This window comes from Caulobacter sp. DWR3-1-2, from assembly GCF_049896225.1.
GTDB lineage: Bacteria > Pseudomonadota > Alphaproteobacteria > Caulobacterales > Caulobacteraceae > Caulobacter.
Map to the genome: position 1 here is coordinate 155,669 of NZ_JAFCTW010000009.1, position 12,191 is coordinate 167,859.

Genomic DNA, 12,191 nt, shown 5'->3' on the forward strand with positions numbered 1-12,191 from the left:
CTGCGACGCCAACACTCAACGCGCTCGAGGCCTTCTAGCCTCGCGGCGACACCAAAACGCCTAGCCGGCCGTGCAGGTGGCGCTGAGCCGCTTGGCGTTGAGGGTGGCGGTCATCGGGATGCCGTTGACGGTCTTGCCGTTGACGTTCAGGCGGAAGCTCTCGGGGGTGTAGGAGCCTTTGGCGGTGACCGGGGCCACACGGCCCTTCTTGTCGGTCCAGGCGCCCTTCAGTTCGATCCGGCCATCCTGGACCACCCGCGTGTCGTAATTGCAGGTGTAGCGCTTCAGGCAGATGCCGCGATTGAAGTTCTCGACATCGGACGGCTTGAGGCAGTGCTGATCGGAACCGACGGGAATCGGGCCAATGCGCGTGTTGTATTCCCACTGTCCGGTGAGGATCGTGGTCTTGGCTCCCGCATGGGAGGCGTTCTGCGGCGCGGCCAAGGCGACCACGCCCCCTAAGGTCAGAGCGGCGACGGCAAGGCCGGAAATCTTCACGAACGGGGCCAGCAAGCGCATGCGGTCGGTCTCCATCAACGCCGTCTATATATAGGGGCGCAGATGAACCACGTTTGAAGGCGATCTTTGGGCGGTGTTCGCAGCTTGGATCGGTTCGGGCGGCTTGACTCGGGAAGGCCCCTTCGCCTATATCGCCCGCTCTCGCGCGGTGGTCCGTCCACGGCGCGCCCGAATTCATGTTGCGGAGCCTTTTGGCTTCGCCCAAGCCCAAGGTATCCGCCATGTCGCGCCGTTGCGAACTCACCGGGATCGGTCCGATGGTCGGCCACAATGTGAGCCACTCGAACATCAAGACCAAGCGCCGCTTCCTGCCGGCCCTGTCGCCCGCCTCCCTGCAGTCCGACTCGCTGGGCCAGACCTTCAAGCTGCGGATCAGCAACGCCGCCCTGCGCACCCTGGACTTCCGCGGTGGCCTGGACGTGTTCCTGCTGGGCGCGAAGGACGAGCAGCTGTCGCCGCGCGCCCTGAAGATCAAGACCCAGGTCAAGGCCAAGGCCAAGGCCGCCGCCCTGACCGCCGTCGCCGCCTAAGACATTCTCGGCCTCGCGGCTGAAGAAAAGGCCCGCGTGGTTCGCCTCGCGGGCCTTTTCGCGTCTGGAGCCTGGTGTCCCGCTCAACTGTCGTAGACGGCGGTTGTAGGGTCTAGTTTGACTCATGTTTGCGCTCGCCCTCGCCAGGGCCTTGCAAGCCTCCCCCGCCGCGCTCCGCGCCCTCCCCGCCTCGTCGCCTCGCCGCCGGCCACCAACGGGTCAACTCGTCAGGTTTCCGCAACAAAACTCGAGCTGGAAATCCTATCGGCTTGAGATCCTTCCGGAAGGACCTGGGCGGATCGTGTGCGAGGTCCAAGTCGTGATGGGCTTCAATGGGGAAATCGCTCGGGTCGAGCTCCAAAACCGCCGACCACACCCGTTCTGATCTATCGCCTCCCAGCGCCCACGAAAAGCCCTCCCCGTTTCCGGGAAGGGCTTTCTGCATTCGACGATCAGGCGGAGAGGGCCGGTACGCCGCCCCCTCTACAGGCCGTAGAGAATGGGCCTTAGCGCGAATAGACGGCCGGGTTGGCGGCGTTGTAGGCGACCAGTTCCGGGTTGTTCATCTTGCCGACCGCGTCATTGACCGAGGCGCGCACGCACGACGGGTACAGGTAGGTGGCCAGCGACTCGCCGCGCACGGACTGCCAGCAGACGGTCGAGGCGGCCTTGACGATCTCGGCGCGCAGCTCGGCCGGGACTTTGCCAGCGGTCTTGATGCGGATTTCGGCGGCGCCGGCGGGCGCAGCGGCGAACAGGGCGATGGCCGAAGCGGCCAGGACGAAGGAGCGGATCATGGGACGAATTTCCTGGTCAGCGGTTGAATTTCAACCCCATCCCGATCCGTTTCCCCCAGCGACTGGTCCAGGATCTCGCCCGCTCTGTCGCTCTTCAAAATTTATAGCTTTCCGGTGGTTACTTATCAATGGTTATGTTGCAGTGCAGGATAAATTCCCGTTGACATGAAATGTGCTGGCAGGAGTCGCTCCCGCGCCGCCGAAACGTCGCGAGAGCGCGCCGGAAGAGAGACCTTAGAGCATTTCCCGACCTGACTGCGTCAGGCCGTGAGCTCTAATCTTTTGTTTTGACGCACTTTTCTTCACGCGAACCGGAACCACTTCGCTCGAAAAATGCTCTAGTAGCTCGCCTTGACCAACAAGGTGCGGCGCTGGGCCTTGGAATAGGCGGTCAGGGCGGGGCTGCCGACCCGCTTGATGGCGTCATAGGTGACGTCCTGCACGCAGAAGATCATCAGGTCGCCGGCGTGGATCCCCAGTTCTTCGCGGCAGACCGAATTGGCGGCGGCCACGATGTCGGCATGGATGGCGGCGTCGGTGCGACCGCGGACCTTGACATGTTGCTCGGCGGCGAAGGCCGAGGTGGTGGTCATCAGAACCATGGCCGAGGCGGCCAGGACAAACATCGATTTCATGATTTCAAATCCGAAGGGGGTTGGGGTTCAACCACCTCCCGACGCGTTCCTCTGAGGCCGTTGGAATCTCGCCCGCTCAAACCTCGGAGATAGCGGTAACATGACAACGTTGTCAGTCAAGTAAAATATCGAGTTTCAAAGGAAACCAGGATTGGATTGGGGACAGCCACATGTGGCTGTCCCCGTCCAGAACTGCAGCGCCTAGAGCAAGTTGCGCGATGTAGGAATCGCACGGCTTGCTCTAGGCTTTTGTTTTCGCATCGCTTTTGCGGAAAACCGGTAGCCACTTTTCCGCGCGATGCTCTAGCGCCGCCGCTTCTTCACCACCGCCGGCGCCGGCGGGGCCGGCGGTGGCGGGGTCCAGTCGAAGGCCAGCAGCAGGGTGCGCTCCAGCGAGAAGTCGTTGTCGTCCGACAGCAGATAGACCCGCGTCGCCCCGGACGGCGTCTTGGCCAGGGCCACCCCCTCGAAGTTGTCGCGCGTCGTCGCCCTGTCCAGGGTCAGGTTGGCGGCGACCACCTGCTTGGCAGACGGGGCGCGCGGATCGACCACGAAACGCACCTGGCCCCGCCAGCCGCGCACCGGGTCGAAACTGCGGTAGAGGGCGGCGATCGCCTGGCCGTCGAAGGATGCGAAACCGGTCAGGCCCCAGGTGAAGTCTGGCGGCGATTGCGGGGCCAGGCCCACACAGGGCGCCGAGACCTTGCACAGCCACACCTCGCCCTCCTCGCCGCCCACCAGATAGGCGTCGGGGCCGGCGATCGGATAGGCGGTCAGGGCTTCCATGCCCTCGTTGTCAGGGAAGGTCGTGGCCGGCTTGTTGACCGCGCGCGGCAGGCCAAGGCCCCCGTTCGGCAGGGCCGGATAGAGCCAGACGCGGTGATTGCGCTCGAAGCTGACCAGCCAGTCGCCATTGGTCAGCACCGCCAGCCCCTCGGCGTCGGCCCAGTCCTTGCTCGGCAGGGGCTGGCCGTCGAGGCCCTTGAGTCCCGACAGCTTGCCGTCGGTCAGGCCGACCAAGCGTCCCGCCTCGTCCAGCTTCAGCCGCGCCTCGAACAGGTCGCCGTCGTCGCTGATCGCCAGCAGCGCGCCATTGGCGCCGATCTTCAGGTCCGACAGGCCGTGCAGGCGCGTGGTGTCGGGGCTGGTGATGTCGATCCCGCCGGCATAGACGAAGCGGCCAATCGAGACCGGCGGTGGCTTGGCCGAGCTGAGCGGCACGGGCGTGGTGACCAGGCTGATCCCCGCCCCCGCCTTGACCGGCGCGACCGGCAGGATGGCGGGCTGCGGTGGGGCCTTGGCGCACTGACCGGCCAGCACGGCGACGAAGCCCAGCACCAAAAGCGCCCGAAGCCCGATCACACCGGAACCTTGCGGGCCGGCTTGGGCGCGGACGGCTGGACGGTGGGCGGGGCGGCCAGCAGGCCCCGGGCCCGCTTCACGGCCTTGGGCTCCTCGTCGAACAGGTCGGCCAGCTGATCGACCAGCGCTCCGCCCAGTTGCTCCACATCGACGATGGTCACGGCGCGGCGATAGTAGCGGGTGACGTCATGGCCGATGCCGACGGCGATCAGCTCGATCGGGCTCTTGGTCTCGATCTCGGCGATCACCTGGCGCAGGTGGCGCTCCAGATAGTGGCCCGAATTGACGCTGAGGGTGCTGTCGTCCACCGGCGCGCCATCCGAGATCACCATCAGGATGCGGCGCGCCTCCGAGCGGCCGATCAGCCGCTGGTGGGCCCACATCAGGGCTTCGCCGTCGATGTTTTCCTTCAGCAGGCCCTCGCGCATCATCAGGCCGAGATTCTTGCGGGCCCGGCGCCAGGGGGCGTCGGCGCTCTTGTAGATGATGTGGCGAAGGTCGTTGAGGCGGCCGGGCGCCGGCGGCTTGCCCGCCTTGATCCACTCGTCGCGCGCCGTGCCGCCCTTCCAGGCGCGGGTGGTGAAGCCCAGCACCTCAACCTTGACCGCGCAGCGCTCCAAGGTGCGGGCCAAGATATCGGCGCAGACCGCCGCCACCATGATCGGCCGGCCGCGCATCGAGCCGCTGTTGTCGATCAGCAGGGTGACGACGGTGTCGCGAAACTCGACATCCGTCTCCTGCTTGAACGACAGCGGGGCGGTGGGATCGATGATCACCCGGGTGAGGCGGGAGACGTCGAGCATCCCCTCCTCCAGGTCGAAGGTCCAGGAGCGGTTCTGCTGGGCCAGCAGCCGGCGCTGCAGCTTGTTGGCCAGACGAGAGACCACGCTGGAAAAGGCCGCCAGCTGCTGGTCCAGATAGGCCCTAAGGCGTGTCAGCTCGTCGGCGTCGCACAGCTCCTCGGCCGGCACGACCTCGTCATATTGCGTAGTGAACACCTTGTAGGGCGGCTCGAAAGCCCCGCCTTGACCCGTGTCAGGCCGCGACGGCTTGGCGCCGTCGCCCATCTCGGGCGCTTCCTCGGTGTCCTCGGCCTCGCCGTCCTGTTCGGACTGGACCATCTCCTCCTCGCCGGCCTCGCTCTCGCGGTCGGAGCTCTCGGTCTCCTCGGGCGCGGCGCCGTCGGACTGCTCGCCCTCGCCTTCGCCCTGGTCGTTCTCGGAGGTCTCGGTGTTCTGGTCCTCGTCGCCGGCGTCCTCGTCCGGGCTCTCGCTGACGTCGGACATCTCCTCGCCGAGATCGAGATCGCGGAGGATCTCGCGGGTGACGCGGGCGAAAGCGGCCTGGTCGTCGATGGCGGCGGCCAGGCGGTCCAGGTCCTTGCCTGCCCGGTTCTCGATATTGGCGCGCAGGATGTCGACCAGGGCCTTGGCGCCATCGGGCGGGGCGTCGCCGGTCAGGCGCTCGCGGACCAGCAGCGACAGGATCTCGGCCATGGGCGCCGACTGGCGGTCGGTGGCGACGGCGCGGGTCAGGCCCTGCTTTTCGAGGCGAGCCTCCAGCGCGGCGGTCAGGTTGAGGCGGACCCCGCCCAGGGCGTTGCTGCCGATCGCTTCCAGCCGCGCCTGCTCGATGGCCTCGAAGGCCGCCTGGCCGTCAGGCGAGCTGGGGCGGGCGCGGGCGTGGGCGACGGCGTCATGGTGGGCCAGGCGCAAGGCCATCTGGTCGGCCAGGCCGCGGATGCGGCTGGCCTCCTTGGGATTCAGGTCGCGCGGCGGATGAGGCAGCACCGCCCGGTTGCCGACCAGGCTGGGACCCTCGCCGGAGAACACCACCTCGAGGTCGGGCGTCTGGGAGAGCGAGCGCGCGGCGTGGGCCAGGGCGCGCTTGAACGGTTCGGTCGGGCTTTCGGGCTTGGAGGCCATGGGAATGGGTTACCGAGCGAACGCGGCGAACACAAGACGGCCAAAAGGGAACATGAGCGCCAAAGCCGCGTTTGCGTGATCCAAGCTCGCGATGGGCGGGCCAGCGCTTGAGGAAACGACCATGTTGAAGTGGGCCATCATCCTGGCGGTCATCGCCCTGATCGCCGGCGCCCTGGGCTTCACCGGCATCGCCGGCGCGGCCGCCGGCATCGCCAAGATCCTGTTCTTCCTGTTCCTGATCGGCTTCATCATCTTCGCCGTACTGGGCGTGACGGTGTTCAAGACCGTCTCGAAATAGCCAGGCTACGATTGGGGACAGGCGCATGCGCCTGTCCCCAATCGCGCCCAGCGGTCGCTACTTCACCGCAGAATAGACCTTGGCCTGCGCCCCGACCACCTCGACCAGATTGCCCATGGTCAGGTTGACGTCCACCAGGTGCAGGCCCCAGTCCTTCAACGGCTGGCCCAACACCAGCAGGTCGCCGGGAATGTTGTCGGCCCGAGGGTCGGCCTTGTCCGGATGCACAGTCACCGCCAGATAGTCGAAGCCCCCCTGGCTGACGCACTGCGCCGAGACCAGGCCCGGCAGTTCCACATAGGGCGTCTTCGCATCAAGGCCCTTGGCCCAGGCGGTGGCCGGGCGCATGGCCGTGCCCATGATCGTGCGGTCGCTGAAATAGCTCTTCAGATCGGCCGAGCCTCCCGCCAGGGCTGCGGGATTGACGCAGGCGGCCTTCATGCCGGGTTCGGCGACCTTGCCAAAGAACTTGCTGCCGGCCGGCGGCGGGCTGTCGGCGCGGAACGACACATAGGAGATCAGGCAGCCGATCTGGCCGGCCTTGCGGCACAGCGGCAGCGAGCCATAGCTGTCCTTGGCCGGATCCACGGGCGTGTTCATGCCCAGGATCAGGGCCGAAACGAGTCGCTTCTGCACTGGCTTGCCGTCAATTTCCTTGGCGATCAGCGACAGCAGGATGCGCGAACCCTGGGAATGGCCGATCAGCACCACGCCCCGACCGTGGTTGTCGCGGGCGAGGTAGTCGTTCCAGGCGTCGCGGACGTCGTTATAGGCCAGGGCGCTGTCGCCGGTCGAAGCCTGGCCCATCATCACGCGGCGCAAGGCGGCGATGGTCACCTGGCGGTAGTTGGGGGCGTAGAGTTTGCAGACCTGGCCAAAGCGCGCGAACTGCTGGTCGGCCACGGCCTTTTCCGGCAGGTCCGGCGTCATGTCGCTGTTGCCGCCCGGGTCGCTGGACACCGTCGGATAGACGTAGAAACAGTCGATCGGCGCGTTGGGATCAGCGTTGAAGGTCTCGACGCTGGTCTTGCCATCGGCCTGGATGACCGTGGCCGTCTGATCGGCGGCGCAGGCGTCCTGGCGGCCGGGCCGGCACAGCCAGGCGTCCTCCTTCGTGTAGTCGTTCGGCGTCGCCGGCGCAGCGGGCGCCGGCTGGGCGCAGGCCGCCGTGCCCAGGCCCAGGCCCGCGATCAGGCCCAAGGCCGTCCAAAGCTTGCGTGACATCTCAACCCCCTCCAACGCTTGTTTGGAGCGGAGGATGGCTTGGGATGCGGTGAAAGGGAAGAGGCGGCGACGCGTTAAGCCGGCAACCACCGCCGTGGGAACTTGTCCCCAAGCGCCCGCGCCTCGCCGGCCTTCAGGCCCAGCTCGCGCATCTTGAAGGCCACGATCTCGCGCAAGGCCTCGACCGGTTCGCGGCCACCGGAGGGGCTGGAGGCCACGGGGCCGGCCTGCATGGCCAAGTCCACGGCGGCCCACTCGGCCTGGGCGCGATCGGCCTTGCCCACCGCGAAATAGTGCCGGACCGGCAGGCGCTCGCCGACGATCTCGACCATCACGGCGACAACCCAGCCTTCGACGAGCAGATCGGAGTCGGGGCGCTGGCGGAACATGAGCGCCGATGTAGCAGGTTTCCTCGCGCCGTCACGGCGGCGCGTTAAGTATCAGCCCAGAACCTGGAACGCCGCCTGGCTGACCAGGCCCAGCAGCACCCAGACGCCGACGCCGAGCGCCACGAAGGCCATGCGCGGCCGGCGGCGGTCGCGGAAGCCCTGTATTTCGTGTCGCGCCATGGCCAGCTCTCCACGAACGCATTGTGCGTTCACGGAATTAGCAACGGGCTTCGCCGCGATTTGGCTGCACGTGTTAACGACGTCGTGATCATTTGTTAACAGATGGCTCCGACGCAGCCCGCCCTTTTTATTTCCACCGTCATTCCCGCCCTTGTGGCGGGAATGACGGTGTTAAATGTTATCACGCCCAGCCCCTTCCCGACCCGCCCGCAACGGCGAGGCCGCGCCTTGAAACCTTGATGGCGAGCTTGCTCTGGCGTCTGGCCGAGTCAAGGACGGCCCGAAGGGCCGCCGCGGCGCGGCGACGCGAGCGCGTCGTCCTTGACTCGGCCAGACGCCAGAGCTCCGATCCACCAAGGCTTTAAGGCGTGGCCGCATCCGGGGCGGATGCGGGCGTTCGCCGGGGAGCGGACGTTTGGAACCACGGAGAAGCGTGGTTTGCGGTCGTAGATGCTAGTTACGCCACGCGCGATGCAGCTTAAGCTGTGTCCGAGTCTGATATTTACAACCCGACAAAAAGGAGGGACCGTGTCGATGATTGCGTCCGCAGCGATTATTTTATTGGTCGCTACTTCACCCGCGTCGGGCAGCATTGGCCCTCAGCCGAATTTGGAGGAATTTAGCGCGATGGCCGACGCGGCGCTCGCGAGCAAAATGAAAGACCCGAACTCTGTGACGTTCAAATGGCCATATCAACTGGTTGCTGGGCGTGACGGCTATTACACTTGTGGTTTGGTCGATACGCTTAACAAAAAGGTTGAGCGGCGAGATGTTTGGGTGTCGGCGGTCGTTGCCAATGGCCAAGTGCTCAGTGCGCAATGGTCTACCGACAACGGAATGCTTGCTTGGGACTGTGAGAAACAGGTCCGTAAGGGTACGCTTCTCCCAAGATAATTGGCTCCGTTCCTAGCGGCCGCAATGAGTCAGAAGCTAGAAAGCGAGGGTCGGATTACCCGAAGGACACGCGGCCTATCCGCGACCATCACCCCACCATCACCCCCCAAAGAAAAAGGGCGGGACCTTTCGGCCCCGCCCCATTCCTTAACATTCAGCAAGCAGCTGAGCGCGGGGACTAGAAGTCCATGTCGCCCATGCCGCCCATGCCGCCGCCGGGAGCGCCGCCGGCGCCGCCCTTCTTGGGTGACTCGACGATCGCGGCTTCCGTGGTGATCAGCAGGCCGGCCACCGAGGCGGCGTCCTGCAGAGCGGTGCGGACAACCTTGGCCGGGTCGATGACGCCGTCCACGATCAGGTCGACATACATTTCGGTCTGGGCGTTGAAGCCGAAGGTCGGCGAGTCGCTTTCCAGAACCTTGCCGACCACGATCGAGCCTTCGACGCCGGCGTTTTCGGCGATCTGGCGGATCGGGGCCTGCAGGGCGCGACGGATGATCGCGATGCCGGCGGTCTGGTCGGCGTTTTCGCCGGTCAGGCCGGCCAGGGCCTTGGAGGCCTTCAGCAGGGCGACGCCGCCGCCGGGGACGATGCCTTCTTCAACGGCCGCGCGGGTGGCGTTGAGGGCGTCGTCGACGCGGTCCTTCTTTTCCTTCACCTCGACTTCGGTCGAGCCGCCGACGCGGATCACGGCAACGCCGCCGGCCAGCTTGGCCAGACGTTCTTGCAGCTTTTCCTTGTCGTAGTCCGACGTGGTGTCTTCGATCTGGCGCTTGATCTGGGTGATGCGCGCTTCGATCGCGGTCTTCTCGCCGACGCCGTCCACGATGGTGGTGTCGTCCTTGGTGATGGTGACCTTCTTGGCCTTGCCGAGCATGTCGAGCGACACGTTCTCGAGCTTGATGCCCAGGTCTTCCGACACGACTTGAGCGCCGGTCAGGATGGCCAGGTCTTCCAGCATCGCCTTGCGACGATCACCAAAGCCCGGGGCCTTGACGGCGGCGACGCGCAGGCCGCCCCGCAGCTTGTTGACCACCAGGGTGGCCAGGGCTTCGCCCTCGACGTCTTCGGCGATGATCACCAAGGGACGGCCCGACTGGACGACGGCTTCCAGCACCGGCAGCAGCGGCTGCAGCGACGAGAGCTTCTTTTCGAACAGCAGGATGAGCGGCTCTTCGAGCTGAACTTCCATCTTGTCGGCGTTGGTGATGAAGTAGGGCGACAGATAGCCGCGGTCGAACTGCATGCCCTCGACGACGTCGAGTTCGGTCTCGGCGGTCTTGGCTTCCTCGACGGTGATGACGCCTTCGTTGCCGACCTTGTCCATGGCCTTGGCGATCATCTCGCCGACGTCCTTGTCGCCATTGGCCGAGATGGTGCCGACCTGAGCGATTTCGGTGTTGGTGGTGACCTTCTTCGACGACGCCTTGATGTCGGCGACGACGATGGCGACGGCTTTGTCGATGCCGCGCTTCAGGTCCATCGGGTTCATGCCGGCGGCGACCGACTTGAGGCCTTCCTGCACGATGGCCTGGGCCAGGACGGTGGCGGTGGTGGTGCCGTCGCCGGCCTTGTCATTGGTCTTCGAAGCGACTTCGCGGATCATCTGCGCGCCGAGGTTCTCGAAGCGGTCAGCCAGTTCGATTTCCTTGGCGACCGAGACGCCGTCCTTGGTCGAGCGCGGGGCGCCGAAGGACTTTTCGATCACGACATTGCGGCCCTTGGGGCCGAGGGTCACCTTCACCGCATTGGCGAGGATGTTGACGCCGCGCAGCATCTTGTCGCGAGCGTCCGAGGAGAAATAAACGTCTTTAGCGGCCATGTGTATGAGCCCTTCTAAATGAGAAACTGGAGTGGAGAGCGGTTCGAACGGGAGAAGCCGTTAGGCCTCGATCACGCCCAGGACGTCGCTTTCCTTCATGATCAGCAGGTCTTCACCGTCGACCTTCACTTCGCTGCCCGACCACTTGCCGAACAGGATCTTGTCGCCGGCCTTCAGGTCGAGAGCGACGACGTCGCCCTTGTCATTGCGGGCGCCGGGGCCGACGGCGACGACTTCGCCTTCTTGCGGCTTTTCCTTGGCGGTGTCGGGGATGATGATCCCGCCCTTGGTTTTGGTTTCTTCTTCGACTCGCTTCACGAGGACGCGGTCGCCAAGAGGACGAAACTTCATAGGGTCTTCTCCGTCGGGACGGTTAGAATTACGGTTCGAAGGCAGGCGGGGAGCGGTGCTGTTAGCAGTCACTCCCACCGAGTGCCAACGCCGGGCAGGAGTTAAGGCTGGGGGTGGCGCAAGTCAAGGACGAGGGCCGCCGATTAGCTGTGGGCAAAGCGCGCCAAAGCCGGTTCGATGAAAGATCATAGGGACAGAAAAAGACGCCATGAAGACGCTTCCCGCCCTCCCCCTGGCCCTGGCCCTGGCCACCGCCCTCCTCGTCGCCGGTTGCGCCAGCGCCCCGCCGCCGCCCGTACGCACGGTCACCGACGCCGATGCGGGCGCGATCACCCTGGCGCGCGGCCAGGGGCTGGAGATCGCCCTGCCGCTGAATTCCGGCACGGGCTACGCCTGGCGGCTGGATGAGGAGGCGCCGATCCTGATCCTCGGCGGCGGCTCCAGCCAGATCACCGACGCCAAGATGCCCGGCGCGCCGGTCCAGACGATCTACCGCTACCAGGCGGTGGGCATGGGCAAGGCCGACCTGGCCTTCACCCTCAAGCAGCCGTGGCGGCCAGACAGCCCGAGCGACCGCAAGGTCGTGTTCCACATCAAGGTGCGCTGATGATCGATCACATCGCCTTAGAGATCAGCGACTTCGCGCGCTCGACGGCGTTCAAACCGCGAGGCGGCCTGCCGGGCGCCCGCGTGACGGACTTGGAGTCATGATGTCGAGTTACGGTCTTTCGCTGGTCCTGGCGGTGATCGCCTGCGTGATCGGCGGCGTGCTGGGAGGGCTGACCCTGACCCGCCCTGGCGCCGCGCGAGGCTTGGCGGGATGGGCCAGTCTCGACCTGGCTGAGGGCGCGGCTCCGTCGGTCGACGCCCTGACCCAGGGCCGGGCGTTCGGCGGCCTGCTGATCCTGTCGCACGCCACGACGGCGCTCTTCCTCGGCTACCAGCCCAGCGTCGGCGCGGCCATGGCCTTCGCCCTGGCCATGGCCTGGTTCGGCGCCGCGCTCGGCCGGGCCGTCTCGGCCCTGGTCGACCGGGCCCGCACCCGCGTCAATTTCGGCAGCCTGGCCTTCGAGGTGATGATCGCCGTGACCCTGAGCCTGCCGTTCTTCAATCCAGGGCGGCTGGTGATCATGGGCGGGAAACTGGTCTAGGCCGTAGTGACGATTTAGCTATTTGAGCCATAGCATGATGGCGGCGAGGGTTACGAAGCCCATGAAGGTGGTTGCAAGCTTGTCGTACCGGGTTGCGATGCGGCGGAACTGCTT

At 65.7% G+C, this 12,191-nt stretch carries 15 protein-coding genes and 1 pseudogene; 5 read left to right on the top strand and 11 right to left on the bottom strand.

Features of this window, described 5'->3' with window-relative positions; translation table 11 throughout:
• Positions 1-60: 60 nt before the first annotated feature.
• Entirely contained in the window at positions 61-519 is a 459-nt protein-coding gene (locus ACP696_RS14200) for a DUF3617 domain-containing protein (RefSeq protein WP_426009609.1), read from the bottom strand.
• Positions 520-740: 221 nt separating this feature from the next.
• Here ACP696_RS14200 and rpmB point away from each other — a divergent pair, with 221 nt between their 5' ends.
• A complete protein-coding gene (gene rpmB, locus ACP696_RS14205) occupies positions 741-1,049 on the top strand; it encodes a 50S ribosomal protein L28 (protein WP_426009612.1) in 309 nt (102 codons plus the stop codon).
• 506 nt (positions 1,050-1,555) lie between these two features.
• Here the strand turns inward: rpmB and ACP696_RS14210 are convergent.
• The 4 genes from ACP696_RS14210 to cobT form a co-directional block, all read right to left on the bottom strand.
• Positions 1,556-1,846, bottom strand: coding sequence for a hypothetical protein (locus ACP696_RS14210; RefSeq protein ID WP_426009614.1), 291 nt, complete (start codon positions 1,844-1,846; stop codon positions 1,556-1,558).
• A gap of 338 nt (positions 1,847-2,184) precedes the next feature.
• Positions 2,185-2,481: a hypothetical protein gene (locus tag ACP696_RS14215; RefSeq protein WP_426009616.1), complete on the bottom strand. Its 297-nt coding sequence runs from the start codon at positions 2,479-2,481 to the stop codon at positions 2,185-2,187.
• Between the two features lie 303 nt (positions 2,482-2,784).
• Entirely contained in the window at positions 2,785-3,843 is a 1,059-nt protein-coding gene (locus tag ACP696_RS14220; RefSeq protein WP_426009618.1) for an esterase-like activity of phytase family protein, read from the bottom strand.
• Complete coding sequence (cobT, locus tag ACP696_RS14225) at positions 3,840-5,768, bottom strand: cobaltochelatase subunit CobT (protein WP_426009621.1); 1,929 nt, start codon at positions 5,766-5,768, stop codon at positions 3,840-3,842. Before cobT ends, ACP696_RS14220 begins: the two co-directional genes overlap by 4 nt.
• Positions 5,769-5,889: 121 nt before the next feature.
• Between cobT and ACP696_RS14230 the strand changes: the two genes are divergently transcribed.
• Entirely contained in the window at positions 5,890-6,066 is a 177-nt protein-coding gene (locus ACP696_RS14230; protein WP_426009623.1) for a DUF1328 domain-containing protein, read from the top strand.
• Positions 6,067-6,123: 57 nt separating this feature from the next.
• Here the strand turns inward: ACP696_RS14230 and ACP696_RS14235 are convergent, their stop codons facing one another.
• From ACP696_RS14235 to ACP696_RS14245, 3 genes are all read right to left on the bottom strand, one after another.
• Entirely contained in the window at positions 6,124-7,290 is a 1,167-nt protein-coding gene (locus tag ACP696_RS14235) for a DUF3089 domain-containing protein (protein ID WP_426009625.1), read from the bottom strand.
• A 74-nt stretch (positions 7,291-7,364) separates the two neighbouring features.
• On the bottom strand, positions 7,365-7,679 hold the full coding sequence (locus ACP696_RS14240; RefSeq protein WP_426009627.1) for a hypothetical protein: 315 nt from the start codon (positions 7,677-7,679) through the stop codon (positions 7,365-7,367).
• Positions 7,680-7,730: 51 nt separating this feature from the next.
• On the bottom strand, positions 7,731-7,859 hold the full coding sequence (locus tag ACP696_RS14245; RefSeq protein WP_426009630.1) for a hypothetical protein: 129 nt from the start codon (positions 7,857-7,859) through the stop codon (positions 7,731-7,733).
• A 528-nt stretch (positions 7,860-8,387) separates the two neighbouring features.
• On the opposite strand from ACP696_RS14245, the gene ACP696_RS14250 reads away from it, so the two are divergent.
• Positions 8,388-8,753, top strand: coding sequence for a hypothetical protein (locus tag ACP696_RS14250; protein ID WP_426009632.1), 366 nt, complete (start codon positions 8,388-8,390; stop codon positions 8,751-8,753).
• Between the two features lie 178 nt (positions 8,754-8,931).
• Here ACP696_RS14250 and groL read toward each other — a convergent pair whose 3' ends face one another.
• Together groL and groES are read right to left on the bottom strand one after the other, a co-directional pair.
• On the bottom strand, positions 8,932-10,575 hold the full coding sequence (groL, locus tag ACP696_RS14255) for a chaperonin GroEL (protein ID WP_426009635.1): 1,644 nt from the start codon (positions 10,573-10,575) through the stop codon (positions 8,932-8,934).
• Positions 10,576-10,635: 60 nt separating this feature from the next.
• The gene (gene groES / locus ACP696_RS14260; protein ID WP_007665932.1) at positions 10,636-10,926 is read right to left on the bottom strand and encodes a co-chaperone GroES; all 291 of its coding nucleotides are present in this window, start codon (positions 10,924-10,926) and stop codon (positions 10,636-10,638) included.
• 208 nt (positions 10,927-11,134) lie between these two features.
• Between groES and ACP696_RS14265 the strand changes: the two genes are divergently transcribed.
• Together ACP696_RS14265 and ACP696_RS14270 are read left to right on the top strand one after the other, a co-directional pair.
• Positions 11,135-11,533, top strand: a complete 399-nt coding sequence (locus ACP696_RS14265; RefSeq protein WP_426043935.1) for a protease inhibitor I42 family protein — start codon at positions 11,135-11,137, stop codon at positions 11,531-11,533.
• Between the two features lie 103 nt (positions 11,534-11,636).
• Entirely contained in the window at positions 11,637-12,077 is a 441-nt protein-coding gene (locus tag ACP696_RS14270) for a DUF4345 family protein (protein ID WP_426011258.1), read from the top strand.
• An 18-nt stretch (positions 12,078-12,095) separates the two neighbouring features.
• Here ACP696_RS14270 and ACP696_RS14275 read toward each other — a convergent pair.
• Positions 12,096-12,191 (bottom strand): annotated as a pseudogene (locus tag ACP696_RS14275) (IS5/IS1182 family transposase); the annotation flags it as partial.